The 25581-nt window shown below is 68.8% G+C and carries 24 protein-coding genes and 2 pseudogenes; 12 read left to right on the top strand and 14 right to left on the bottom strand.

All coding sequences use genetic code 11. The features are described from left to right. Positions 1 to 215: 215 nt before the first annotated feature. From OG306_RS10390 to panB, 3 genes are all read right to left on the bottom strand, one after another. Positions 216 to 1064 carry an ABC transporter permease gene (locus OG306_RS10390; RefSeq protein WP_266745814.1) on the bottom strand — a complete coding sequence of 283 codons (849 nt, stop codon included), beginning with the start codon at positions 1062 to 1064 and terminating at the stop codon, positions 216 to 218. Continuing rightward, positions 1061 to 2083 carry an ATP-binding cassette domain-containing protein gene (locus OG306_RS10385; protein WP_266752148.1) on the bottom strand — a complete coding sequence of 341 codons (1023 nt, stop codon included), beginning with the start codon at positions 2081 to 2083 and terminating at the stop codon, positions 1061 to 1063. The genes OG306_RS10390 and OG306_RS10385 overlap by 4 nt, the downstream gene beginning before the upstream one ends. 165 nt (positions 2084 to 2248) lie before the next feature. After that, positions 2249 to 3136 (bottom strand): 3-methyl-2-oxobutanoate hydroxymethyltransferase, encoded by an 888-nt coding sequence (gene panB / locus OG306_RS10380; RefSeq protein ID WP_266745813.1) that lies wholly within the window; start codon positions 3134 to 3136, stop codon positions 2249 to 2251. Between the two features lie 174 nt (positions 3137 to 3310). Between panB and OG306_RS10375 the strand changes: the two genes are divergently transcribed. From OG306_RS10375 to OG306_RS10365, 3 genes are all read left to right on the top strand, one after another. Beyond that, on the top strand, positions 3311 to 4924 hold the full coding sequence (locus OG306_RS10375) for an MFS transporter (RefSeq protein ID WP_266745812.1): 1614 nt from the start codon (positions 3311 to 3313) through the stop codon (positions 4922 to 4924). Positions 4925 to 5068: 144 nt separating this feature from the next. After that, positions 5069 to 5806, top strand: a complete 738-nt coding sequence (locus OG306_RS10370; protein WP_371665241.1) for a TetR/AcrR family transcriptional regulator — start codon at positions 5069 to 5071, stop codon at positions 5804 to 5806. Positions 5807 to 6119: 313 nt separating this feature from the next. After that, positions 6120 to 7070, top strand: a complete 951-nt coding sequence (locus tag OG306_RS10365; protein WP_371666224.1) for an endonuclease/exonuclease/phosphatase family protein — start codon at positions 6120 to 6122, stop codon at positions 7068 to 7070. A gap of 476 nt (positions 7071 to 7546) precedes the next feature. Here OG306_RS10365 and OG306_RS10360 read toward each other — a convergent pair whose 3' ends face one another. The 6 genes from OG306_RS10360 to OG306_RS10335 all read right to left on the bottom strand — a co-directional run bounded on the left by OG306_RS10360 (position 7547) and on the right by OG306_RS10335 (position 13497). Beyond that, a complete protein-coding gene (locus OG306_RS10360; protein WP_266745809.1) occupies positions 7547 to 9304 on the bottom strand; it encodes an NAD+ synthase in 1758 nt (585 codons plus the stop codon). A 77-nt stretch (positions 9305 to 9381) separates the two neighbouring features. Next, positions 9382 to 11148, bottom strand: a complete 1767-nt coding sequence (locus OG306_RS10355) for a multicopper oxidase family protein (protein ID WP_266906875.1) — start codon at positions 11146 to 11148, stop codon at positions 9382 to 9384. A 64-nt stretch (positions 11149 to 11212) separates the two neighbouring features. Further along, positions 11213 to 11383, bottom strand: a complete 171-nt coding sequence (locus OG306_RS10350) for a hypothetical protein (protein WP_266745807.1) — start codon at positions 11381 to 11383, stop codon at positions 11213 to 11215. A gap of 149 nt (positions 11384 to 11532) precedes the next feature. Next, on the bottom strand, positions 11533 to 11961 hold the full coding sequence (locus OG306_RS10345; protein WP_266745806.1) for a CBS domain-containing protein: 429 nt from the start codon (positions 11959 to 11961) through the stop codon (positions 11533 to 11535). A 127-nt stretch (positions 11962 to 12088) separates the two neighbouring features. Beyond that, positions 12089 to 12817: a DUF305 domain-containing protein gene (locus OG306_RS10340; protein ID WP_266752147.1), complete on the bottom strand. Its 729-nt coding sequence runs from the start codon at positions 12815 to 12817 to the stop codon at positions 12089 to 12091. Positions 12818 to 12819: 2 nt separating this feature from the next. Next, entirely contained in the window at positions 12820 to 13497 is a 678-nt protein-coding gene (locus tag OG306_RS10335; RefSeq protein WP_266745805.1) for a DUF3105 domain-containing protein, read from the bottom strand. Between the two features lie 245 nt (positions 13498 to 13742). On the opposite strand from OG306_RS10335, the gene glnA reads away from it, so the two are divergent. Then, complete coding sequence (glnA, locus tag OG306_RS10330; protein ID WP_072483343.1) at positions 13743 to 15104, top strand: type I glutamate--ammonia ligase; 1362 nt, start codon at positions 13743 to 13745, stop codon at positions 15102 to 15104. A gap of 84 nt (positions 15105 to 15188) precedes the next feature. On the opposite strand, the pseudogene OG306_RS10325 reads toward glnA, so the two are convergent. Then, positions 15189 to 15446, bottom strand: a pseudogene (locus OG306_RS10325) (tyrosine-type recombinase/integrase); the annotation flags it as partial. Between the two features lie 147 nt (positions 15447 to 15593). On the opposite strand from OG306_RS10325, the gene OG306_RS10320 reads away from it, so the two are divergent. Further along, the gene (locus OG306_RS10320; protein ID WP_266745804.1) at positions 15594 to 15809 is read left to right on the top strand and encodes a hypothetical protein; all 216 of its coding nucleotides are present in this window, start codon (positions 15594 to 15596) and stop codon (positions 15807 to 15809) included. A gap of 105 nt (positions 15810 to 15914) precedes the next feature. Here the strand turns inward: OG306_RS10320 and OG306_RS10315 are convergent, their stop codons facing one another. From OG306_RS10315 to OG306_RS10305, 3 genes are all read right to left on the bottom strand, one after another. Next, complete coding sequence (locus tag OG306_RS10315; RefSeq protein WP_266745803.1) at positions 15915 to 17045, bottom strand: catalase family protein; 1131 nt, start codon at positions 17043 to 17045, stop codon at positions 15915 to 15917. A gap of 53 nt (positions 17046 to 17098) precedes the next feature. Next, the gene (locus OG306_RS10310) at positions 17099 to 18451 is read right to left on the bottom strand and encodes a Dyp-type peroxidase (RefSeq protein WP_266745802.1); all 1353 of its coding nucleotides are present in this window, start codon (positions 18449 to 18451) and stop codon (positions 17099 to 17101) included. A 115-nt stretch (positions 18452 to 18566) separates the two neighbouring features. Continuing rightward, entirely contained in the window at positions 18567 to 19157 is a 591-nt protein-coding gene (locus OG306_RS10305; protein WP_266745801.1) for a hypothetical protein, read from the bottom strand. A 422-nt stretch (positions 19158 to 19579) separates the two neighbouring features. On the opposite strand from OG306_RS10305, the gene OG306_RS10300 reads away from it, so the two are divergent. The 6 genes and pseudogenes from OG306_RS10300 to OG306_RS10275 all read left to right on the top strand — a co-directional run. Next, complete coding sequence (locus OG306_RS10300; protein ID WP_327259352.1) at positions 19580 to 20101, top strand: GAP family protein; 522 nt, start codon at positions 19580 to 19582, stop codon at positions 20099 to 20101. A 145-nt stretch (positions 20102 to 20246) separates the two neighbouring features. Then, the gene (locus OG306_RS10295) at positions 20247 to 20399 is read left to right on the top strand and encodes a hypothetical protein (RefSeq protein ID WP_266745799.1); all 153 of its coding nucleotides are present in this window, start codon (positions 20247 to 20249) and stop codon (positions 20397 to 20399) included. 282 nt (positions 20400 to 20681) lie between these two features. Then, a complete protein-coding gene (locus OG306_RS10290) occupies positions 20682 to 20843 on the top strand; it encodes a hypothetical protein (RefSeq protein WP_266745798.1) in 162 nt (53 codons plus the stop codon). Positions 20844 to 21022: 179 nt separating this feature from the next. Further along, positions 21023 to 21997, top strand: a complete 975-nt coding sequence (locus OG306_RS10285; protein WP_371665240.1) for an isocitrate lyase/PEP mutase family protein — start codon at positions 21023 to 21025, stop codon at positions 21995 to 21997. Between the two features lie 31 nt (positions 21998 to 22028). Continuing rightward, entirely contained in the window at positions 22029 to 22646 is a 618-nt protein-coding gene (locus OG306_RS10280; RefSeq protein WP_371665239.1) for a carboxymuconolactone decarboxylase family protein, read from the top strand. After that, a pseudogene (locus OG306_RS10275) lies at positions 22643 to 23173 on the top strand (SDR family NAD(P)-dependent oxidoreductase); the annotation flags it as partial. The gene OG306_RS10280 and the pseudogene OG306_RS10275, both read left to right, overlap by 4 nt. Positions 23174 to 23305: 132 nt before the next feature. Here OG306_RS10275 and OG306_RS10270 read toward each other — a convergent pair. Further along, entirely contained in the window at positions 23306 to 23896 is a 591-nt protein-coding gene (locus tag OG306_RS10270) for a TetR family transcriptional regulator (RefSeq protein ID WP_266745795.1), read from the bottom strand. Between the two features lie 163 nt (positions 23897 to 24059). Between OG306_RS10270 and OG306_RS10265 the strand changes: the two genes are divergently transcribed. Beyond that, positions 24060 to 25559, top strand: coding sequence for an MDR family MFS transporter (locus OG306_RS10265; protein ID WP_266752146.1), 1500 nt, complete (start codon positions 24060 to 24062; stop codon positions 25557 to 25559). Positions 25560 to 25581 lie beyond the last annotated feature (22 nt).

Genomic DNA, 25581 nt, shown 5'->3' with positions numbered 1-25581 from the left:
CCGCGTACGTACCGGCGCCGACCACCGGCCGACCGCGCGCCGATGCCGATGCCGATGCCGACGCCGACCGCGCACCGACGCCGACGCCGACGCCGATGCCGACGCCGACCGCGCACCGACGCCGACGCCGACACCGACCGCGCACCGACGCCGACGCCGACGCCGGCATCGGCATCGGCACGGGCACCTGGCACCGGCCGGCATCGGACCGCGTCTCAGGACTTCTTGCGGAACTTGGCGACCGCGAGCGGCGCCATCACTGCGGTGATCACCGCAGCCCAACCGAGCGTCACCCACACCGAGTGGGCGATCGGTCCGCCCATCATCAGTCCGCGCGCAGCGTCCGCCAGGTTGGACAGCGGGTTGTAGTCGGTGAACGTCTGGAGCCAGCCGGGCATCGTCCTGGTCGGGGCGAAGATCGAGGAGCCGAACTGGAGCGGCATCAGCACGAGCATCCCGATCCCCTGAACCGCCTGGGCCGTCTTCATGGTCAGTCCGAGCAGGATGAAGATCCACATGATGGCGGCACCGAACACCGCCGACAGCGCGATCGCCCCGATCAGCCCGAGAACCGAGGTCTGCAGTTCCATACCGAGCGCGAAGCCCATACCCAGCAGGATCAGGGTGGCGACCATCATCCGGCCGAGCTCGACCACGATCTTGGCGATGAGCACCGAGGAGCGGGCGATCGGCATCGTCCGGAACCGGTCCATGACGCCCTTGCGGAAGTCGTCGTTGACACCGGTGCCGACCGCCATGGCGATGTTCATGCCCATCATCGCCATCAGGCCGGGGATCAGATAGTTCAGGTACTCCTGCCGGCCGCCGCCCATGCTGCCGCCGACCGAACCGCCGAATACGTACACGAACAGCAGAGTGAAGATGACCGGCATCAGGAGCGCGTCGAACATCGACTCCGGATCCTTCTTGATCTGGAGCAGATTGCGCCGAACCAGCGCACCGATGTGGCGCAGATTGCTGCGCAGCCCGATTCGGCCCTCGTCGTGGAGTGGCTTCGCCGGCGCGGTCCCGGCGGGGGCGGGCGTCAGAGTCGCTGTGCTCATGCCGCGACCTCCTCGGGGATCGATGCGGCGGCGGAAGCGGACTTCTCGCCGGTGATGGCCAGGAAGACCTCGTCCAGGCTGGGCAGCGCGGTGGCGACGTGCGCCAGGGAGAAGCCCCGGGTGCCGAGCAGGCCGATGACGGCGGTCAGCTGCTCGTCGCTGAGGATCGGTACGTACAGCAGTCCCTCGTCCGGGACGGCCTGCGCGCCCGAGACCCCGTCCAGGCCGGCCTCCCGGATCGCCTGCGCCATCGCGGGCAGCTGCGCCGGGTCCGACGGCCGGATCTGCAGGGTGCGGCCGCCGACCTTGGCCTTCAGCTCGTTCACCCCGCCGCGGGCGATGATTTTGCCCCTGTCGATGACGGTCAGCTCGTTGGCGAGCTGCTCGGCCTCTTCCATGTACTGGGTGGTGAGCAGCACGGTCGCCCCCTCCGCGACCATTCGCTGCACCTCGTCCCAGACCTCGTTACGGGTCCGGGGGTCCAGCCCCGTCGTCGGCTCGTCCAGGTAGAGGACGGCCGGGCTGCCGATCATCGAGGCGGCCAGGTCGAGCCGGCGCCGCATGCCGCCGGAGTAGTCCATCGCGGCCTTCCTGGCCGCGTCGTTGAGCGAGAACCGCTCCAGGAGCTGGTCGGCCCGGGACCGGGCGGTCCTGCGCGGCAGATCGAGCAGCCGCCCGATCATGTAGAGGTTCTCCCAGCCGGAGAGTTTCTCGTCGACCGAGGCGTACTGCCCGGTCAGACCGATGGTGCGGCGCAGCTGCCGGGGCTGCTTCACCACGTCGTAGCCCGCCACGGTGGCGTGTCCGGCGTCGGGCAGGATCAGCGTGGACAGGCAGCGTACGAGCGTGGTCTTGCCGGCGCCGTTGGGGCCGAGCACACCGAGCACGGTGCCCTCGCGGACATCGAGGTCCACGCCGTCCAGAGCCTTGGTCGAGCCGTAGTGCTTGACCAGCCCCCGGACCTCGACGGCGTTCGTGCCGCTCCTGGGGTTCTTGTCGATTCGCGTCATGCCCTCCATGGGACCAGACGCCACCGACAGTCCACCTACAACAGACCGACAACGGGCCGACAAACGGACCGACAACAGGCCGACAGCCCGCCGATGGGGGATGTCGGCGGGCTGTCGGTGGTGCGGGCAGTGGTCCGTGCCGGGGCCGGTACGGACGGCCGGGCCCCGGGGGGATCAGTGGAAGGTGTGCTCGGGGGCCGGGAAGCTGCCGCCCACGACCTCCTCCGCGAACTCCTTCGCCGCGTCACCCAGCACCTGGCGCAGGTTCGCGTACTGCTTGGTGAAGCGCGGCACCTTGCCGCCGGTCAGCCCGACCATGTCGGTGTAGACCAGCACCTGGGCGTCCGTGTCGGGACCGGCGCCGATGCCGACGGTCGGGATGTGCAGGGTGCGGGTGACCTCGGCGGCCAGCTCGGCCGGTACGAGCTCCAGGACGACGGCGAACGCGCCCGCGTCCTGCACGGCCTTGGCGTCGCGCAGCAGCTGCTGGGCGGCCTCCTCGCCGCGGCCCTGCACCCGGTAGCCCATCGCGTTGACGGACTGCGGGGTCAGACCGATGTGGGCCATGACCGGAATACCGGCGTCGACCAGCAGCCGGATCTGCTCGTGGCTGCGCTCACCGCCCTCCAGCTTGACCGCACCGACACCGGCCTCCTTGACCAGCCGGGTGGCGTTGCGCAGGGCCTGGACGGGCCCCTCCTGGTACGCCCCGAAGGGCAGGTCGCCGACGATCAGGGCGCGCTTGGTGCCCCGTACGACAGCGGCGGAGAGGATGGCGATCTCGTCCATCGTGACGGGCACGGTGGTCTCGTAACCGAGGTGACAGTTACCCATGGAGTCGCCGACGAGCATGACCGGGATACCGGCCTCGTCGAAGACGGACGCGGTCATCGCGTCATAGGCGGTGAGCATGGGCCACTTCTCGCCGCGCTCGGTGGCGGCGGCGATGTCATGGATGGAGATACGGCGGGTGCTCTTGCCTCCGTACAGCGCCTTGCTGCTGTCGGTGGGGGCACCCGCGGGGGATGCGGCGGACTTGCTCTGCGCAGCCTGCAGCGACATTGCCAACGGCTCCTTCGTCATCTCGAGGCGCCCTGTCGGCGTCCCCGGACCGGTTCCATGGTGGCATCCCGTGCCCGTCCACGGGAAGTGGGCCCGCGCACGCACACCGACGGCACCCGGTAAAGACTTGCCAATACGAGACGGTATCGTATCGAAATCGTATAGGCTCCGGACATGTCAATACCGTCGGGCGCTCGAGCCGCCCTGCCCCGGGTCCCTGATGCGGTCCACCGCCGCCGTTGGGCGATCCTCGTCGTTCTGATGTTCAGCCTGCTCATAGTGGTGCTGGACAACTCGATCCTGAACGTCGCGGTCAAGACCATCGCCAGCCCCGCACCCACCGGCCTGGGGGCCACCCAGAGCGAGCTGGAATGGGCGATCAACGCCTACACCCTCGTCTTCGCGGGCCTCCTCTTCACCGCGGGCCTGCTCGGTGACCGCGTCGGCCGGAAGAAGGTACTGCTCTTCGGCATCCTGCTCTTCGGTGTCGGCTCCGCCCTGGCGGCCATGTCCGACTCGCCCGGGGAACTGATCACCTGGCGTGCCGTGATGGGCTTCGGCGCCGCGTTCGTCATGCCGGCCACGCTCGCCGTCCTGATGAACGTCTTCGAACGCGACGAGCAGCCCAAGGCCATCGGGATATGGGCCGGCAGCGTCGGCCTCGCCATCGCGATCGGCCCGATCACCGGCGGACTGCTGCTCGAACACTTCTGGTGGGGCTCGATCTTCCTGGTCAATGTGCCCGTGGTGATCGTCGCGCTGATCGCGATGGTGGCGCTGGTGCCGGACTCCAAGGATCCCAACCCCGGCCGGATCGACCCGCTCGGTGTCCTGCTGTCCGTCGTCGGCCTGGTCCTGCTGGTGTACGGCATCATTCGCGGCGGCCAGCTCGCCGACTTCGCCGACCCCGCCGTGCTGGCCTCGGTCATCGGCGGCCTGGTCGTCCTGGCCGGGTTCGTCGCGTACGAGAAGCGCAGCAGCCACCCGGCCCTCGACATCTCGTACTTCAAGGAGCCGTCGTTCTCCGCGGCCGTCGCCGCCATAGCGCTGGTCTTCTTCGCGCTGATGGGCGTGACCTTCTTCTCCGCCTTCTACATGCAGAGCGTGCGCGGCTGGAGCGCGCTCCAGTCCGGTCTGCTGATCCTGCCGCTGGCCGCCGCCCAGATGATCTTCGCGCCGCGTGCCCGGCTGGTCGTCGACCGGTTCGGTGCCCGTGCGGTCTGCACCGTCGGGATGCTGCTGGTCGCGGCCGGCCTGGCCGCGTTCGCGCTGTTCGACGCCACCACACCGGTCTGGGTGCTGTGCGTGCTCTTCTTCGTCCAAGGCACGGGCATGGCCCATGTGATGACGCCGGTCACGGTTTCCGTGATGCAGGCGCTGCCCAGGGAGAAGGCCGGTTCCGGATCGGCGGTCAACAACACGTTCCGGCAGGTCGGCGGGGCGCTCGGGATCGCGGTGCTCGGCTCGGTGCTGTCCACCGTCTACCGCGGCAGCATGGAGGGGCACCTCGGTGCCGTTCCGGCCGGTGCCAGGGAGGCGGCGGGGGAGTCGATCGAGGCCACGCTCGGCATCGCGGACAAGCTGGGGCCGGCGGGTGTCCCGCTGGTCGCCGCCGCGCACGACGCGTTCCTGAAGGCGATGCATGTCACCGCCATCGGTTCGGCGGCCATTGCCCTGGTGGGCATGATCGTGGTCGGGCTGTTCCTGCCGGGGAAGGTGCCTGCCGCACGGGGGGCCGGGGAGTCCGGCGAGAGCGAACGGCCGGTGCGTGCCGGGGCGGACCGGTGACGGCCCCGGCGAGCTGAAACACGCCGCCCCGGGTGCCGGACAGATCCCCGGGACCCGGACCCGGGGGCGGCCCACAGAGGTACCGCGGCAGTCGGCGAGAATCGAAGTGGAGGCGGCGGGCGGTGCGGCGAGAGGTGGGTTCACGTGCGGGCAGAGGCAGAGGCAGAGGCAGAGGCAGAGGCAGCGGCAGAGGCATCGGCAGCGGCACCGGTCGAGGCACAGGCAGAAGCGCAGCCAGAGACGCAGGCGCAGGACCGGAAGTGCCCGGTCCGGCAAGATGCGGAACCGCGCAGGGGCCGACCGCGCAGCGCGGCGGCCGAGCGGGCGATCCTGGACGCCGTCGTCGAACTGCTGGAGGCCGGTGAGCCCCTCGCCGGCCTGTCCATCGAACGCATTGCCCGGACCGCCGGGGTCGGCAAGGCGACCATCTATCGGAGGTGGAGCGGCAAGGAGGAGCTCTTCGTCGACGTCCTGCGCGACGTCGAACCCTCGGAACCCGCCGTCTCCGGCACCGCTGGACTCGACGACCTGCGGCTGCTGCTGGAGTCGTTGCGCCGGCGCGGCCTCGCCCAGCGCTCCTCCGTCCTGCTCCACAACGTCTTCGCGCAGATGAAGAGCCACCCCAAGCTGTGGACCGAATACCACTGCACCGTCATCGCCCCCCGCCGCGTCGCCATGCTGGCCGCCGTACAGCGGGCGGTCGACGCGGGCGAGCTCCGCGGGGACCTGGACGTGGAACTGATGGACGACCTGTTCCTGGGGCCCATGCTCGTACGCACCATCCACCGCCCCGACGCGCCGCTGCCCGAGGACCTCGCGGACCGCATCATCCAGGCACTGACGGAGGGCCTCGCCCCCCGCCCCGCCGCCACGGACGGCTGACTTGTCCGGCTCACCACGGAGGGCTGACCTGCGTGGCCCGCCACGGGCGGCTGCCCGCCCGAGTGTGATCGTTCTGTCACAAGCCGCCGCAGATCCCTCCCGGCCGGAACTCTCCGGACCCCGCCCGTCGTCCTCGTGACAGTACGGCCGTCGTGGACGACGGGAATCACGCCGCCCATCGCCTAGGGTCGAGGGCGCGGCGACACGCAAGGCAAGGCAGTGAGGAAGCGCGATGGTGCAGGCGTACGGACCGGACACCGGAAACGACCGTGCGGAGCCGCAGCGCGCCGGGTCCGGATCCCGCTTCCGGGGCCTGCTCGACAGACGGATCCGCGACAAGGACATCTGGCGGCGCGGAATCGTCCTCGCCGTCTGCGCGGTCCTCCTCACCCTCGTGATGGTCTTCCACGCGGAGATCCCGAACACCATCGGCAACCTGGGCAGCCTCACCGAGACGTTCCTGCCGTGGATCGGCGTATGCGTCCCGCTGCTGCTGATCCTGGGCCTGGTACGCCGCTCGGCGACCGCGCTGATCGCCCTGCTGCTGCCGGTCGCGGTCTGGCTCAACCTCTTCGGCGGGCTGATGTTCTCCGACAAGTCGGGCAGCGGCGGGGACCTGACCGTGGCCACCCACAACGTCAACGCGGACAACCCCGACCCCGCGGGCACCGCCCGGCAGGTCGCGGGCTCCGGCGCCGACATCGTCGCCCTGCAGGAGCTCCCGAGCGACCAGGTGCCGACGTACAAGGCGGCGCTCGCCGGCCACTTCCCGTACCACTCGGTACAGGGGACCGTCGGCCTGTGGAGCAAGTACCCGATGAGCAGCACCCGGCCGGTCGACATCAAGATGGGCTGGACCCGGGCGATGCGCTCCACGGTGCGCACACCCGAGGGCGACGTCGCCGTCTACGTGGCCCACCTGCCGTCCGTACGCGTCAAACTGCACGCCGGATTCACCGCCAACCAGCGCGACGACAGCGCCGACGCCCTGGGCACGGCCATCGCCGGCGAACGGCTCGGCAAGGTGATCCTGCTCGGTGACCTCAACGGCACGATGAACGACCGCTCGCTCAACGCGGTCACCTCGCAGATGCGGTCCACCCAGGGCGCGGCCGGCGACGGCTTCGGCTTCAGCTGGCCGGCCTCGTTCCCGATGGCGCGGATCGACCAGATCATGGTGAGGGGCGTCGAACCGATGTCGTCGTGGACACTCCCGGCGACGGACAGCGACCACCTTCCGATCGCCGCGCGCGTGGAACTCTGACGAAACCGTCCGCTCACCCGCGGGAACAACCTCGCCAACGCCGGCGGTGCGTGGCTGGGCGGCACGGCGATCGCGGCGGGCCGGGGGTGGACGTCCCCGGCCCTGGTCGGCGCGGTCCTGGCGGTCACCGGACTCGCGGTGGCGGTCACGGCGGGCGTACTGGACCGGGAGCGCGCGCCGGGGGCGTCGAGGGTGGTGGCCCGGCGGATGCGCGGCCCGCGCGTGACGAGACCCGGGTGGACGCGCACGGAAGCGCGAAGCGCCGGAGGGACTTGATGGTCAAGCCCCTCCGGCGCTTCCGTTCCACGCGGCGACCGGCCGCAGCGAGCCCGTCCGGCGGCCGGGGACGAACCGGCCACCGGACGCCCCCGGTGACCGACCGCTCAGGCCGACGCGCGCCACCGATATCGGCTCATCGGGCTGACGCGCGCCACCGGTGTCCGCTCATCGGGCCGACGCGCGCCACCGGTGTCCGCTCATCGGGCCGACTCGCGCCACCGATTGGTGATCGGCAGCCGGCGGTCCTTGCCGAAGCCCTTCGGGGAGATCTTCGTGCCCGGCGGGTACTGCCGCCGCTTGTACTCCGCCGTGTCCACCATCCGCAGCGTCTTCGCCACCAGCGCCGCGTCGAACCCGGCCGCGACGATCTCGTCCAGCCCCTGGTCCCGGTCGACGTACAGCTCCAGGATCCGGTCCAGTACGTCGTAGTCGGGCAGCGAGTCGGTGTCGACCTGTCCCGGGCGCAGCTCGGCGCTGGGCGGCTTGGTGATGGACGCCTCCGGGATCGGCGGGGTCTGCCCGCGCTGCTCGGCGGCGCGGTTGCGCCACTTCGCGAGGCGGAAGATCGACGTCTTGTAGACGTCCTTGATCGGCCCGTACGCCCCGACCGAGTCGCCGTACAGCGTCGAGTAGCCGACCGCCAGTTCGGACTTGTTGCCCGGGGCGAGGACGATCTGGCCCTCCTGGTTGGAGACGGCCATCAGCGTCGTGCCGCGCAGCCGCGACTGGAGGTTCTCCTCGGCGAGGCCCGTGAGCCCCAGCGAGCCCATGTACGCGTCGAACATCGGCTCGATCGGTACGGTGCGGAAATTGAGCCCGGTACGACGGGCCAGCTCGGCCGCGTCGTCCTTGGAGTGGTCCGAGGAGTACTTCGACGGCATCGAGATGCCGTACACGTTCTGTGCCCCCAGCGCGTCGCAGGCGATGGCCGCGACCAGCGCCGAGTCGATCCCGCCGGAGAGCCCGATCAGCACACTGCTGAAGCCGTTCTTGGCGGCGTACGCGCGCAGGCCCACGACCAGCGCCGAGTACAGCTCCTCGTCGTCGTCGAGCCGCTCCGCGTAACCGCCGGCCAGCTCCGCCTCGTACGCCGGCAGGGGCTCCCCGGAGAGCACCACGCGGTCGATCCGCAGCCTGTCGTTGACGACACCGGACGGGGCCACGGCCGAGGCGGCCGGCAGGTCCAGGTCGAGGACGACGCAGCCCTCGGCGAACTGCGGGGCGCGGGCGATCACTTCGCCGTCCCGGTCGACGACGATCGAGTCGCCGTCGAAGACCAGCTCGTCCTGGCCGCCGATCATCGCCAGGTACGCGGTGGTGCAGCCGGCCTCCTGGGCGCGCTTGCGGACCAGTTCCAGCCGGGTGTCGTCCTTGTCCCGCTCGTACGGCGAGGCGTTGATCGACAGCAGCAGCCCGGCACCGGCCGCCCGCGCGGCCGGCACCCGGCCGCCGTCCTGCCAGAGGTCCTCGCAGATCGCGAGCGCCACGTCGACGCCGTGGACCCGGATGACCGGCATCGAGTCGCCCGGTACGAAGTACCGGAACTCGTCGAACACGCCGTAATTGGGGAGGTGGTGCTTGGCGAAGGTCAGCGCGACCTGCCCGCGGTGCAGCACCGCGGCGGCGTTCTGCGGGGCGCCGGCGGGCTGTCCGTAGCGCGGCTGGGCCGTCTCGGAACGGTCGAGGAAGCCGACGACGACCGGCAGCTCCCCGAAGCCCTCCGCGTCGAGACGGGCGGCGAGCGCGCGCAGCGCCTGACGCGAGGCCTCGACGAAGGACGACCGCAGGGCCAGGTCCTCGACGGGGTAGCCGGTCAGCATCATCTCGGGGAACGCCACCAGATGGGCACCCTGTTCGGCGGAGTGCCGGGTCCAGTGGACGATCGCCTCGGCGTTGCCGGGAAGATCACCGACGGTCGAGTCGATCTGATTCAGTGCGAGGCGTAGTTGAGGCACGCGGACCAGTGTAATCGTCTGACTGACGCGATGTCCTGGCGGGCGGCGCGATCGTCCGGCCGCCCGCCAGGAACGGGTCAGCGGCGGTAGCCGACGACCGTCATCATGCCCACGTCCGAGTGGTAGATGTTGTGGCAGTGGAGCATCCACAGACCCGGGTTGTCCGCGTCGAACTCGACGGCCATCGAGCTGTGCGGCCGGACGATCACGGTGTCCTTGCGCGCCCACGCGGCCTGCCCCCGCCGGGAGGCCCGGTGCTCCGGCCCGGCGGGTCCCACCAGGCCGAACGAGTGCCCGTGCAGATGAACGGGGTGCCACATCGACGTGACGTTGTAGAACTCCAGCCTGACCCGCTCGCCCGCCCTGACCGGATGGCGCTGTCCGGGGTTGTACGGCTTGCGGTCGAAGGCCCAGTCGTACGCTCTCATGCTGCCGGTCAGCTTGAACCGCAAGGTCCGGTCGGCCTTGCGGACGGACAGCGCCACGGATTCGTCCGGCGACAGGTCGAACGCCTCCACCAGCTTTCCGTCCAGCTCCTTCGGCCGTACGGAGGCGGTGGGCGCCGTGCCCTTTCCGGTACGGAGCAGGGCCAGCGCCGACGCCCGCTTGCCCTCGGCGAGCGCGGTCAGCGGGAACACCCCGTCCCCGGCGGTCACCACCACGTCGTACCGTTCGCCCATGCCCAGCAGCAGGGCGTCCGTCGTGGTGTGCCGGACGGGGTAGCCGTCGGTGTGCGTGATCGTCATCCGGTGACCGCCGAGCGCGACACGGAAAGCGGTGTCCCCGCCCGCGTTGATGATGCGCAGCCGGATACGGTCGCCGGGCTTGGCGGTGAAGGACGTGGGGGCCTTCGGCACGCGGCCGTTGATCAGGTAGTAGGGGTAGTCGACATTGCCCCCGTGGCTTTCGAGCAGTTTGCTGTAGGAATCCCTCATGATCCGCGAGGGGCCGGAGCGCCGCTTGGCGGACTTGGGGGTCCGGGGGTCCCTGGGGGACCCGCCGTGGCCGTTGTCCCCCGGATCGCCCTTGTCGTCCATCTCGTCGTGGTCCGAACCGTCGCGGCCGGAACCGTCGCGGCCGGAACCGTCGCGGCCGGAACCGTCGTGGCTCGAACCGCCGTGGTCCATGCCGCCCCTGCCCCCGCTGAGTTCGTCGAGCACCTCGTCGGGCGTGGAGCCGCCCACCCCGTCGACCCAGTCGTCGAGGACGACGACCCACTCCTTGTCGTACTTGAGCGGCTCCTTCGGGTCCTCGACGATCAGCGGCGCGTACAGGCCACGATCCTGCTGGACGCCCGTGTGCGGATGGAACCAGTACGTCCCCGGGTGCGGCACCTTGAAGCGGTACGCGAATTCCGCGCCCGGCTTGATGGGCCTCTGGGTCAGGTCGGGTACGCCGTCCATGTCGTTGCGCACGTTGAGCCCGTGCCAGTGCAGGGTGGTCGCCGCCGGAAGGTGATTGGCGAGGTTGAGCGCGACGACGTCGCCCACCGTGAGCCGCATTTCCGGGCCGGGCAGCCGGGATTCGTAGGCCCAGGAGCCGACGACGAGCCCGCCGCCCAGATCCAGGCGGGACGGGGTGGCCGTGAGACCGATCTTCCGTACGGGGCCGGAGGTCCGCCTGGCCTCGGCCGCGGCGACCTCCTCCCCGTCGGGGGAGACGTACTCGCCCCCGGACTTCCCGCGGGGAGCGGTCCCGTGGTTCGCACCGCCGGCGTTCGGGCTGCCGGAGTTCGTACCGCTGCGGCCCGTGTCGGAATCGCCGGAGCAGGATGCCAGGACTGCCGTACCGGCAGTGGTGACAGCGGCGCCGAGCACGGCGCGTCGGGTGGGTGGAGTGCGCATAACGGAGAGCACCTCGGGGTGTTGTCGGTATTTCGGTCTGCTGGGGGAGGGGGAGGTGCCCCTCCTATATGCGCAGCACCGACAACAGGGCGCAGCCTCCGCGGCCCGGCCGGGAATCCGGCACCGGCACCGGCGACACTCGCGCCGCGCCACCTCCGAGGAGGTGGACGATGCCGATGAGCAGCGCGACGAACAGGAACAACTGTCCGTACGTCGCGCATCTACTCGGAGTCATGTCGAGCACCCTACCCCCGCTGGGTATAGGGCGCGCGCGGAAACGTATCTCCGCATCTCTGCCGGGGCCTGCGGGGGTGGATCGGACGATGGCCCGGTACCCCTCGTGCAAGGGGTGCCGGGCCATCGAGCCGGGTGTTCGCGAGCCGGTCAGCTGCTGGGGGCGTAGACCTTCTCCACCCAGCAGGCGATCTGCTCGTCGGTGAGGTGCTGCGCCAGGTCGGCTTCGCTGATCATGCCGATCAGCTTCTTGTTCTCGACCACCGGAAGCCGACGGATCCGATGGGTCTGCATCTCCTCCAGAACCATCTCCACGTCCGCGCCCGAGTCGATCCAGCGAGGGGTGCCGTGGGCGAGGTCGCCCGCGGTCATCTTCGACGGGTCGTGCCCCCTCGCCACACAGCCGATCACGATGTCGCGGTCCGTGAGGATGCCGATCATCCGGTCCTGCTCGCCTTCGGCGGAGATGGGCAGCGCGCCCACATGGTGGTCGCGCATCAGCTGTGCGGCGCGGTCGAGTGTCTCGTGTGCGGGGATCCAGGTGGCCCCGGTGTGCATGATGTCCTTGGCGGTGGTCATGAGGGACTCCTCCTGCGTGCCGGTGGGCATGCTGTACGACCCCGAGCGAACCCATCGTCATGGGCCCGTTCGGGGTACGCGACCGCTATCACCCGTTCGGGTGCATGTGCGGCTCGGCGGGAATCTTTCAGGACCGGGGTTTCGCCCCTCGCGCCGCCAGCATTCCGGCCATCACGTCCAGCTCGGACTGCTGGGCCTCGACCATCCCCTGGGCGAGACGCTTCTCCACCTTCACCGTGCACAGCCGGGCGCAGCCGCGGGCCATGGCGATGCCGCCCTTGTGGTGGTCGGTCATCAGCTGGAGGTACAGGACCTCGGCCTTCCTGCCACTCGCCGCGCGGAGCCGGTCCAGCTCGGTCCTGGTGGCCATGCCGGGCATCAGGGAGCCGTCATGGGCCCGGTACCGGGACCCCGGCCCCGCCGTCCCGTCCATGCCCGCCATACCGTCCATGCCCGCCATGTCGTGGCCCTCGTGCCCGCCCGCCATCCAGGCCATCGGCTCCTGAGCGGTGGCCTTGGGCAGCTCCCACAGGTCCAGCCAGCCGAGCATCATGCCCCGCTGGTTGGCCTGCGTATTGGCGATGTCGTACGCGAGGCGGCGTACCTCCTCGTCGCCCGTACGGTCACGCACGAGGAACGACATCTCCACGGCCTGCTGATGGTGGACCGCCATGTCGCGGGCGAAACCGGCGTCCGCGGAATCCACCGCGGGCGTGCGCGGGGCGGGCGCGGCGACACGGTCCGTACCCTTGCCCCCGCCCCGCGCGGAGGCGACCGTCGCCACCCCCGCGAGCAGCAGCGCGAGCGCGACGGCGGAGCCCGCCACCCACTGGACGCGCCGGTCGCGTGTCACCACCGTCACTGGGCCCCCAGCCCACCCGTGCACGCCGCACCCGGTTCGGGCGTCTGCGACCCCTGCACGAACTTGGCGAAGAACCGGTCGACCCGCGGGTCGTCGGCACCGTCCACCGTCACCTGATTGCCCCAGGCACTCAGCGTGATCGTCCCGGCCTGGCCCTCGTACGGGCTCATCAGCGTGTAGGGCGTTCTGCCGACCCGCTCGGCGAGCCTCGTCACGTCGGCGTCCGAGGCCTGGTCCGTGTACGTCACCCACACCGATCCGTGCTCCAGCGAGTGCACGGCGTTCACGTCGGGGATCGCCTTCTTGTACACCTCGCCGTCGCAGTTCATCCACACGGGGTTGTGGTCGCCGCCGACCGGGGGTTTCATCGGGTACGTGACCGGCGTGGTGACGTGGTTGCGGGTCAGCGTCTTCGCGTCCCACGTCTTCAGCCCGGCGATCGGCCCGTCGGCCGACTTCTTCGGGTCCGTCCCGGGTGCCTTGGCATCCTGCGCTTGGGCGTCCCGCTTCTTCTCCGAGGCCTCGGACTTGTCCAGCACCAGGTACGAGCCGAAACCGACCAGACCCGCGACGACGAGGACGCTCAGGCTTATGGCCAGCACACGATTGCGGCGCTCACGCGCGCGGTCGGCGTTGCGCATGTGCTCTATGCGGGTTCTGCGGTCGAAGCTCATGTCGTCAGGTCCTTCTGCGAAGGGGAGAGGATGGACAAGAAGCGGTCGGAAGAACAGGTACGCACCGGGCCGTCGCGAAACCGCTCCACCCCTTGCGCACCATGGGCGCCGATCGTAGTGGGTGGCCGAGTGCTCCATCTCACGTCGTGTGCGTAATCTGGGTGAAATCCGGGGTCGTGACACTGGAACTCCTCCCTCACCCCGGGCGGTGGTGCACGGACCGTCTGAACTGCAAGGATGTGGCTATGGACAAGCAGCAGGAATTCGTCCTCAGAACACTTGAGGAGCGCGACATCCGCTTCGTACGGCTGTGGTTCACCGATGTCCTCGGCTACCTCAAGTCCGTTGCCGTGGCCCCCGCCGAGCTGGAACAGGCGTTTGACGAGGGCATCGGCTTCGACGGCTCCGCCATCGAGGGCTTCGCCCGGGTGTACGAGTCGGACATGATCGCCAAGCCGGACCCGGGCACGTTCCAGATCCTGCCCTGGCGCGCGGAGGCCCCCGGCACGGCCCGGATGTTCTGCGACATCCTGATGCCCGACGGCTCGCCGTCCTTCGCCGACCCGCGCTATGTCCTCAAGCGCATCCTCGCCAAGACCTCCGACCTGGGCTTCACCTTCTACACCCACCCGGAGATCGAGTTCTTCCTGCTGAAGGACAAGCCGGTCGACGGCAGCCGCCCCACCCCCGCCGACAGCTCCGGTTACTTCGACCACACCCCGCAGAACGTCGGCATGGACTTCCGCCGCCAGGCGATCACCATGCTCGAATCCATGGGCATCTCGGTCGAGTTCAGCCACCACGAGGGCGCCCCCGGCCAGCAGGAGATCGACCTGCGGTACGCGGACGCGCTCTCCACCGCCGACAACATCATGACCTTCCGCCTGGTGATGAAGCAGGTCGCGCTGGAGCAGGGCGTGCAGGCGACGTTCATGCCGAAGCCGTTCTCCGAGTACCCCGGCTCCGGCATGCACACCCACCTGTCCCTCTTCGAGGGCGACCGCAATGCCTTCTACGAATCGGGCGCCGAATACCAGCTGTCCAAGGTCGGCCGCTCCTTCATCGCCGGCCTGCTCACCCACGCCGCGGAGATCTCCGCCGTGACCAACCAGTGGGTCAACTCCTACAAGCGCATCTGGGGCGGCTCCTCCCGCGCAGCGGGTGCCGGCGGCGAAGCCCCCTCGTACATCTGCTGGGGCCACAACAACCGCTCCGCGCTCATCCGCGTACCCATGTACAAGCCCGGCAAGACCGGCTCCGCCCGCGTGGAGGTCCGCTCCATCGACTCCGGCGCCAACCCCTACCTGACGTACGCGGTGCTCCTCGCCGCGGGCCTCAAGGGCATAGAGGAGGGCTACGAACTCCCGGCCGGCGCCGACGACGACGTCTGGGCCCTGTCCGACGCGGAACGCCGCGCGATGGGCATCGAGCCGCTGCCGCAGAACCTGGGCGAGGCGATCGCCCTGATGGAGAAGAGCGAACTGGTCGCCGAGACGCTCGGCGAGCACGTCTTCGACTTCTTCCTGCGCAACAAGAAGCAGGAGTGGGAGGAGTACCGCAGCGAGGTCACGGCCTTCGAGCTGAAGGCCCTGCTGCCGGTGCTGTAACCGCAGGTCGGCCGCACTGCGGCGACGCAGCAACGATCCGGGCCGGAGGCGGTGCGCCTCTGGCCCGGAGTCCGTTCGTACGTGCTGGGCCGTCTGTGGGCCGTCAGGCGCGAAAGCGGTGGCGTCGTACATGCTGTCCACGGCCTTCCGGGTGCGCCCCTCGCTGCTGGGCATCAGGTGCGTGTACGTCCGGAGCGTGAAGCCGGGGTCAGAGTGCCCCAGGTAGGTGGAGAACGCCTTGATGTTCTCCCCTGCGTCCAGCAGTACCGAGGCGTAGAAGTGCCGCAGCGCATGCATCCCGTGCTCGCGGGCGGCCTGGTGCCGTTCGCCCTCCTCCCGTTCCGCAGGTTCGAATCCTGCCGAGAGGCCCCGGAGTGATCCGGGGCCTCTTGCGTTTCAGGGGGGTGTTGGATGATGAGGGGCAACGGTTGGCGTTCGCACGCCGTCTCAGGGGTACGCCCGTCGGCTGGGCGTAGGGGGGAGCAGGTGGTGCCGCAGGGGCGGGAACGGTCGTTTCTCGACAGCAACGGCTGGACGGTGATGCGGCTCGTCGTGGCCGTGTGGGGAGCTGCCAGTAGCAGCAGTGCGGCGTGGGTGCGTGTGGTGTGGCTGGTGATCGGTGCTGGGACCGCCTGGGGCCTGGTGCGGGATCTGGTCAGGCGACGTCGGCAGCGCGGGGCCGGGGTCGCCGACGTCCGTGACTGACCTCGCGGACAACCGCGGGAGGGGAGAGGGCTGCAACCTTGGGCTTCCCCGAACGGATCGTATGAGAGCCCCAGTGGGCCATGTGTGGGCCAGCCGAGGCACTCATCAGTGGGACGGGCCAAGTACCTCGTCGGCGCTGCGGGGCTCGGTGCGCGGCTGTTGGTTGAGTTTGTGGCGTTCAATGGAGGATCGCCGGTAGACCTCCTTGCGGGCCCGCATGATGTTGCCCAGGGGCGCGTGTTCGGCGGTGACCCGCCAGGGCGTGAAGGACAGCGCGTCCATCTTCTCCAGATTCTCCGGCTCGGAGATGTCCTGCTGCGGCAGCCGCAGTTTGGCCACGGTGAAGGACGGCGAGAGCTGCTCGGGCCACTCCACGGTGGTGTCCTCCACCGGCATGCGCTCCAGGTCGGTGCAGAGCTGGACCTGAATGTCGAAGGCGTAGGGCCGCTCCTGAAGTTCGGCTTGCAGGGCCGGTCGGAAGACCTCCGTCCCGGAGGTCGGGTCGATGGTGCGCCGGACTACCGCGGCGGCGGAGGTCGGGTCGGGGGTGATGCGCACCTTGGCGATGTAGTCCCCGTGCCGGACCGCACCCATGGTCCAGTAGCTCGACAGCAGCAGGTTTGCCGGAGGGGTCTTTGACAGGCGCAGGAAGGCCAGGAACTCGTCCCACGCCCAGTTGTCCTGGTCCAGCGTTCCCTTTCCGGTCACGAAATCGGTGAAGAAACGATGTGCGCCGGGTCGGCCCTGGGAGAAGTAGGCCGGGGCGTTCAGGAACAACTCCTGGATGAACAGGTAGTGCTCGACTGTGTTGCAGAAGAAGATCGGTCCGTTGATGTTGGCGTAGTCGAATGTGCCTGTGTCGGGTTCGTCTTCCAGCAGGGTGGGGCCGGGGATATCGAACATCTTCAGTGCCAGTCCGGTGGCGGCGCCCAGTCGCGCGTCGGCTCCGGCGTGGGGCGAGCCGTTGGAGAAGCGGATGAGCGCGTCGTGGGTTCCCGGGGTCGCGTAGATGCCTTGGGCGTACTCGGGGGGCAGCCCGTTCAGGATCTCCACCTCCCCTCGGACCAACCCGTAACCCTTGGCGTGGGCGTCGCGGAGGGCCCGTCCAGTGCCTCCGGCGTTGACCGACTCGGCGATGTAGCTCTCGGTTCTTTCGATCACCGTCTGCACGCTGCGGTCGAAGTTCGGGTCGTCGTTTTCGACGTCAGGCGTGTAGCGGACGAACTGTGCTGCCATGACTTCGACCTCTCCTCGGAGAGCGTGACCGGACATCAGGGTGGGAATCGCTGTCAGCCTTCCAGTTCGGCGAGCCAGCGCAGGGCGCGCAGACCCGGCAGGAAGCAGTACTCGCCGCCGCGGGTGATCACGAAGCTGGGCAGGTTCTGCAGGCGGCGCCGGACCGGCTTCTCCGGGATGGTGACGCTGCCGGTTCCGCCGTGATGCCCGGCTACCGGGTCCTTCTCGCCGGGGTAGCCGATGAAGTTGCCGTCGTTGACCCATTCGGCCTTGATGAACTCAAACTGCCGTTCCAGGTGAGCCCCGATGAACGCTCCGACCAGGCCGCGGTCGACGCCGTCGTCCTCCAGCACGCCCTCGGGCAGCGGCGGGCCGTAGGTCGTCCCGCGGCGGATGAGGCGGTGCATCCGTGCGTCGCCGATGATGGTGGCATCGCGGGGGTTGGTGCGCCGGATGTGCGCACCGGCGGGACACCGGTACCCTCGGTCGTCGTTCTCCCGGTACAGGAAGTTGTTGACGCGGTGCGGATCGGCCGCCAGCTCCGGATCGTCATGCTCCGGTGTCAGCGTCAGCGGCGCGCCGCTCGGCCAGCGCCCGACCATCTTGGCCGCCAGGAGCGCCTCCTCCTCGGCGCTGGAGCTGTTCGCGCGCAGGTACCGGCGCCAGGCAGCCACGTTGGTGTGGATCTTGCGAACGGCCACGTAGGTCCCGTTGCGCCCCAACATATCGGGGCTGGGCATGGGCGGCAGGCTGCCGGTTTCGTCGGGGTAGCCGAGGATGAACTCGCCCGCCTTGATGGGGGCTTCCTGCGGGTTGGAGCCGGGCAGTCCGACGCCCTCGATGTTCGGATGGCTGATGCCGTCACGGAAGCCGAAGGTGGTGCGCCCCGTCGGGAGCTGATGGACGTCCTGCTGCCAGATCACCTGGACCCCGGGTGTGTCCTCGTAGGCGACACGGGCCCGCTCCAGTTCCTTGTCCAGCTGCGCCGTATCGGAGGAGAGGGCGCTCAACGCGATGTGGACATCACCGGTTCCGAACGGTGCCTCCCAGTGGGCCGGCGCACTCTCGCCCACGTCGCCGATCAGCTCCGCCCGAGCGGCCATGCCCTCACGAAACGCCCGCGGAAAGGTGTCCAGCGACTCCTGGGGCACCCCCAGGGCCCTCAGTCCCTGAAAGGTGAACGCCACAGCGACCCAGGCATCATGGCTACGGTCCGCGCCCGGAAGACCACCCGAGGTCACCGGGAGTAGCCGCCGCAGCAGGGCGCGCCCGGCATGGCGGTCATCGACGCGCAGGAAGACGAACTTTCCCTCGTACGGCACGGGCCTCGGACGCAGTGCCCCGCTCTGAACGTCGTCGATCTCGACGCTCACGCCGGCCGCGCTGCCGCTGTCCGCTGTGCTCATGGTCGCTTGTGCCTCCACATCGGTCTCTGCCTGGACAGCCCTGCAGGGGCTGACTTGCCCCCCGACGCGGTCCACCGATGGTGGGTGGGCTCCGAGGGGTGGCTGTGTCCGGGTTCTAGGCCGAGGCTTCCTCCAGCAGCTTCTGGAAGGCCGGCGTGGCCACCAACTCCGCGTTGGCCGGGTTCTCCAGCGCCGCCCGGAACTCGGGGGTGTCCAGCACCTCCTGGAACGCGTCGTCCACGCGATGGTCCTTGTAGATCTGCTGAACGGTCAGGTCGGGATAGGCGCTGACGAAGACCCCCGCGGGCTCCTGGTGGGCGACGAACCAGTCCTTCACCCCTGGATCGGTGACACCGGGGAACCCCTCGCTGTGCGAGAAGACCTTGTCGAAGCGGGACCCGACTACCGTCTGGGCGAAGTCGTCGATGTAGGTGTCCCAGGAGCCGTCGAAAACACTGGCGAACATGAACCGGGTGTCGTTGTCGAAGATCACGTGCCGTGCGTCATGCAGGGTGCCGATCTGGCGCACCGCCGCATGGACCCTCTCGTCATCCGCCGCGTTGGCGAGCATGGCGAGATCCTCACGCAGCGCATCCGCATGGCCCGGCTTGATCTTGGTGAAGACGGTGAACTCGCTGCAGACCCCATCCGACCTGCCCGGGCGCTCGGGGTGAGCTGACTGGGTTGCACCTGTCGTCGCAGTCATCGTGAGATTCTCCTGCCCAGGATCGGTCCGAGAGTCGCCAGGCGCCCGAACATGAGGCGCCGTCGCCCTCACATGTCAATCCTCACTGCGGATGCACTGCCTCGCATTCCGGGTCCTGGGCATTGTGGTCGCCTGACGTGGGTTCCCGGGAAACTCCGGCACTGCGGGGTCCAGCCTGATTCCTCCCGTCCTGAGAAGCTTCCGAGGACAGATCCGACCGGGCGCAGGAAGATGGAACCGGTGGGACGTGACGAGTACGTAGTCGTCACCAATTCTCGGGCAGCCACTTCCGCAGGGCCGTGAAGACAGTGGCACAGCCGATCGCACACCGACCCGTTGCGCCGCCGAGGCGACCGGGGCACCCTCTCGCGCCAAGCCCTACTCAACTGGATCGCCCCCCGGACCCCACACGGAGGGCAACCATGGGCGCAGTTCTCGGTGACGTACTGGGTTTCGCGGCCGCCGTCGCGGTCAGCCCCCTCCCGATCATCGCCATCATCCTCATCCTCGCCACGCCTCGGGGACGTCTCAACGGAATCCTCTTCACCGTCGACTGGACCCGGGGACTCTCGGCACTGGGCGCGGTGATACCGGCGGTCGCTTCCCCCGCAGGTGCCTCCACAGACAACCACCCGGCCACCTGGGTGGGAGCCCTCGAGCTCGCCCTGGGCCTGTTCCTCGTCCTTTTCAGCGCCCGGCAAGTTCGGTACTCGACATCTCGAAGCGTGAAGAACGGCCGTCTCACGTGCCCCGGGAACCCGGCGATCTCAGCAGGCCGAGTGACCAACGACGTTAAACGTCAAGCTGAGGCCGAGGAATCCCTGGGCGTGCGTGGATTGGCTGAAGGCAGGTCCGAGTTCGGCCCCTGGGCCGGCGGGTGTATGCGGGGCGAGGGCTTCGCGGGTGGTGAAGAGGGTGTCAACGCCAAGGTCACCAAGGAATAGATCTCCTCGATGAGATCGGCCAGTCCGCGGACATCGGCCTTCTCCACGGGTCGGATCGTCACGCTCATCGGTGTGAGGCTCCTTCTACTCGTCATGCTGATGCAGTCTCAAGTGCTTCGTGTCGCTGCATTGAGATCTGCAGGAGATGCAGGCATTGATGCGCATCGTCGGCATCGCCGAACGGGCAGGTCTTCAGGGACAGGCCGGTGTGAAGCAACTCCTGGTGCGCATCGCCGAGATGAGGGAAGCGAAAGGCGATTGGCGGCCACGTCGCTCAGGGAACGAGCCCAACGGCTGAGTTCGCCGTGATCCTGGGCGAATCGATCGGACAGTCGATTCAAGACTGTCGTCGGTTGCTGAACCGGCCGATGGCGAGGCAGACGCTCTGCGCTGCGTGGCGGTTGGGTGTGGGGCCGATCGCGTCGCCCAGCCGCCACACCCCGCCGTGGAGCAAGGTTTCCGCTCGGATCAGCCGCGCTCGACCAACACGGCCAGGGGCACCGCGACCACCAGCGCCGGCAGAACCCCCGGCCAGGGACCTTGGACGTGCTGCACACGCCAGCCGATTGCGCCTCCTGCGGTGAGGAGGAGCGCGACGGCGGCCTTCCTGGGGAACCAGCGGGATGTCGCCGGATATGCCCAGTCGCTCGAGTGGGTCCTCGGGATCGGCCTCGTCCTCATCCTGATCGCCGGCCTCACCAGCCTGAAGCTGCCCCGGCCGCCCAAGCCGACCAACTCCTGACCCCCCTGACCCGCCGCTTCATAATCCCCCGTTGGAGCGGCGGTGGCGGGGTCGCGCATGCGCGACCCCGCCACGCCTACAAGGGCAACTCGCAGGGGTTCGCCGACCCTGACGAGACAGTCCTGATGGCTTGCACGCCACCCCATGACCTGCCCTTCCTTATGACGTGGAGGATATCGATGGCCGCTGACATGACGGACCTGAAGGATCGCGCCGAGAGGCTCCGCGAGCTGCACGGCGAAGAGATGCTCGTGCTGCCCAATGCGTGGGACGCGGCCAGCGCGACGACCGTGGTCGATGCAGGGTTCCCCGCGGTCGCCACAACCAGCGCCGCTATCGCGGCGATGCTCGGCTATCCCGATGGCGAGGGTGCGCCGTGGCAGGAGATGTTCGCCGCTGCCGGACGGATCGCCCGGGCCGTGCCGGTCCCGGTCACAGTGGATGCCGAGGCGGGATACGGCATGCAGCCACGTGAACTGGTGGACCGGTTGCTGGAGATCGGAGCCGTCGGCTGCAATTTGGAGGACACCGACCATCGGGCGGGCGGCCTGATCGAGGCCGGTGCGCACGCCCAATGGCTGGCGGACGTCCGCTCCGCGGCAGACGACGCCGAGGTCCCGATCGTCGTCAACGCCCGAGTCGACACGTTCCTCCCCGCAGGCGGAGTACCTGAAGCGGACCGGGTCGCGGAAACGGTCCGGCGGGGCCGCCTCTATCGGGACGCCGGCGCCGACTGCCTCTACCCGATCGGCGTGCGACAGAAGAGCGACATCGCCACCCTCGTCGCCGAACTGGCCGCTCCGGTCAACGGCAACACCGGTGAACATCTGGACCCGGCCACACTCAAGGAGCTGGGCGTGGCGCGAGTGTCCTTCGGGCCCCGATTCCACCGCATGGCCATGGCCGACCTGAAGACCACCGTCCAGAAGCTGTTGCCCTCATCTGCGAAGCCGCCGCCACAGCCGATCGCCCCGCCCGGTATCCACCGGGCGGGGCGTTCCTGCGTTGTGGGGCCGGACCTGGGCCCGCTGCCTGAACGTACGCAAGCCCTGGCGCTTCTCTGGTCTGGAATTCTCGAGTCGCCCCTCATCAATCCAAGAGCAATTTCGGAGATAGCGGGAGCCGCCCCACCTGTCATCATTTTGGAGGCGTAACAACGTTGTGCATGAAGAAGGAGTCACATTCATGGATGGCCAGCAGATTTCGACTGTTCGCGTTCCAATGGTCGAAGAATCAGAAGCGACCGGCGTGACTGCGGATCTCTATGCGCAGATCAAGAAGACCACCGGCCTTCCATTCGTGCCGGACATGTTTCGACTGGTCTCAGCGCAGCCGAATCTCTTGGAAGCTGTCATTGCCGGATACACGGGGATCTTCGGTGAAGGCGTTCTGCCCCGCGCCACGCGCGAGATGATTTCCGCCTGGAGCTCCAAGATCAATGGCTGCCCCTACTGCGTAGGAACACACAACTGGTTCCTCTCGCAGTTCGGAGGCAGTGCGGAACTCATGCAGGCGATAGCGGCGACCAACGAGCCGGAGGAACTGCCGGTCGATGCGCGGACATTGGCGCTGATGCAGTTGGTCACACAGGTGAGCCGGGCCGCGTACAAGATCACGGACGAAGAATGGGCTCGCGTCGCTGAAGCTGGGTGGAGTAACGAGGAGATGTTGGAGGCCGTCTTCACATCGGCGCTGTTTGCGTTCATCAACCGGCTCGTCGACGGGCTCGGTCTGGGGGCGTCGGTGGCTCATAGTCGGGTCTCACAGCAACCCGACACCGACACGGAAGCCGTGGTCCGATGACGACGCCGTCCAGGGCCGTCCTTCTGACCGGGGCTTCCTCCGGCACCGGTATGTCGTCCGGTACCGGACGGGCCGCGGCATTGCGTCTGCACCGCGCCGGCTGGCCTGTGTACGCAACCGCGCGCAACGTCGAGGCGCTGGGCGAGCTGGCGGACGAAGGCATCCAGGTCCTGTACCTGGATGTCAACGACGAGCAGTCCATGGTGGACGCTGTCGACAAGATCACAGCCGAGCACGGCGGCGTCGGCACTCTCATCAACAACGCTGCCTACAGCCTCAACGGGACCATCGGAGAGACGCCGATGGACGAGGTACGCCGACAGTTCGAGACCAACGTGTTCGGTCTGTCAAGGCTCACCCAACTCGTTCTGCCGGGAATGCGTGCTCAGGGCGGGGGGCGGGTGGTGATCATGTCCTCGATCTTCGGGCAGTTCGCGACCCCCGGCCGGGGCTACTACCAAGCGACCAAGCACGCCCTGGAGGCGATCGGCGACGCGCTGCGGCACGAGGTAGACCGCTTCGGGATCAAGGTGGTCCGTACCGGTGCCCCCGCACCAAGATCGCCGGCAGCGGATTCGGGTCCGCGGCGGAGGGCCGGGACCGTCATGCTGCCGGCCCTCCGCCGTGCCTGTCTCCGTGCCCGTGCGCCGTTCACGGATTCAGTCGAACCGGCAGGCCATCTCGTCCAGGATCTCGTCGATCACCTCGGAGGGCTCGCGGGCCAGGTCCTCCTCGATCCACATGCGCATGGCGATCCGCAACGAGGAGAGGAACGCCGCGGCCAGGACCTGCGGGCGGACCGGTCTCTCCGTCGGGCCCTGGCGGACCGCCACGGCGTCGGCCAAGTCCCGTTCCAGGGCTGCGTGGTTGGCGAGTTGGCGGGCGAGCAGTGACGGGTGCCGCATCGCCAGCCTGGTCCGTAGGGCCCACTCGCGCTCCGGGGGCGCGACCCGTTCGGTGAACTGCGCCACGGCCGCCCGCAGCGCCGTCCACGCGGTCTCCTCGGCGGGCCGGTCGCGCATGGCGCGGACGAGCTCCCTGACCTGTTTCTCCTCCCCGTAGAGGAGGGCGTCCTCCTTGCCCGTGAAGTAGTTGGAGAACGTTCTGCGGGAGATCCCGGCGGCGTCCGCGACGGCCTCCACCGTGACGTGGTCGAAGCCGTGCTCGATGGCCAGCCGCAAGGTGGCCTCGTGCACGGCCTGGCGCGTGGCTTCCTTCTTGCGTTCTCGCAGTCCCACAGGGCTCTCCATGGGTTCAGTATCTCTCCGCCGGTTCTCTCAGCCCGCGCATAATTGCACAATGGGCAAAATTGCCCATTGGGCATGTATGGTGAAACCTTTCCTGCCCCCCATTTCGAACCCCCGGAGGTTGCGCGTGAGCGCACAAACGGCTGCGCCGACCGAAGTCGCGCCGATGGATCACCGTCATGTACTGCGGGCGCTGAGCGGTCTGCTGATCGTGCTGTTCGTGGCGATGATCAGCAGTACCGTGGTGTCGGTGGCTCTGCCGAAGATCATCGGGTCGCTGGACGGCACCCAGTCGCAGTACACCTGGGTCGTCACCGCGTCCCTGCTGGCCTCCACGGCCTCCACCCCGATCTGGGGCAAGCTCGCCGACCTGTTCAGCAAGAAGCTGCTGCTCCAGATATCCATCGGCATCTTCGTCGTCTCGTCGATCGCCTGCGGATTCGCCCAGTCCACCGGGCAGCTGATCACCTTCCGTGCCGTGCAGGGCCTCGGTATGGGCGCTCTGCAGGTGCTCGTCCAGGTCATCATCGCGGCGATGATCAGCCCCAAGGAGCGCGGCCGCTACAACGGTTACCTGGGCGGCGTCATGGCCGTCGCCACCGTGGGCGGTCCGCTGCTGGGCGGCTTCATCACCGACACGTCGTGGCTCGGCTGGCGCTGGTGCTTCTTCATCGCCGTACCGTTCACGCTGCTCGCCCTCGTGATGCTCACCCGCACCCTGCACCTCACCGAGGTCCGCCGTCCGGAGACGAAGGTCGACTACCTGGGCGCCTCGCTGATCGCCGCGGGCGTCAGCCTGCTGCTGCTCTGGGTCACTTTCGTCGGCAACGACTTCGACTGGCTGTCCTGGCAGACCTTCGTCATGGTCGGTGTCAGCGCCCTGATCCTGATCGCCGCCGTCGTGGTCGAGAGCCGCGTCAAGGAGCCGGTCGTCCCGCTCCATGTCGTACGCCGCCGCGACCCCGCGCTCGCCATCGTCGCGAGCCTCGCGGTCGGCATGGCGATGTTCGGTGGCGCGGTCTTCCTCGGCCAGTACTTCCAGATCGGCCGCGGCTACTCACCGACCGAGGCCGGACTCCTCACCATCCCGCTGATGTTCGGTGTGCTGGTCTCCTCGACCGTCGCCGGACGCATGGTCTCCAAGACCGGCAAGGTGAAGCCGTACATCATCACCGGCGTCGTCGTCCTCTCGCTGGGCTTCCTGGGCCTGTCCGCCATCGACCACGAGACCTCGCTGGTCCTCGTCTCCCTCGGCATGCTCGCGGTCGGTGCGGGTGTCGGCATGTCGATGCAGAACCTGGTCCTCGTCCTCCAGAACACGGTCCCGCTCGGCGAACTCGGCGCGGCCAGCGGCGCGATCACCTTCTTCCGCTCGCTCGGCGGCACGATCGGGGTCTCCGTGCTCGGGGCGGTGCTCGCCAACCAGGTCGCCACGAAGATCACCCACGGCCTGGCGAAGCTCGGCATCGACCCGGCGGCCTCGTCCTCGGGCGGCGCCACCCTGAACATCGACGCGATGCCGCCACAGATCCAGGAGGTGGTGCGCGCCGCGTACGGCGACGCGACCGGCACCATCTTCCTGATCTCGGCCGCCATCGCGGTGGTCGGCGTGATCGCCGCTCTGTTCCTGACGCCGACGAAGCTGCGCGACAGCGTGGACCTTTAGCAGGTCCTGCCGTTCGTACGTG

The organism is Streptomyces sp. NBC_01241, from assembly GCF_041435435.1.
Classification (GTDB): domain Bacteria; phylum Actinomycetota; class Actinomycetes; order Streptomycetales; family Streptomycetaceae; genus Streptomyces.
This window is presented reverse-complemented; position numbering and strand designations above follow the sequence as displayed.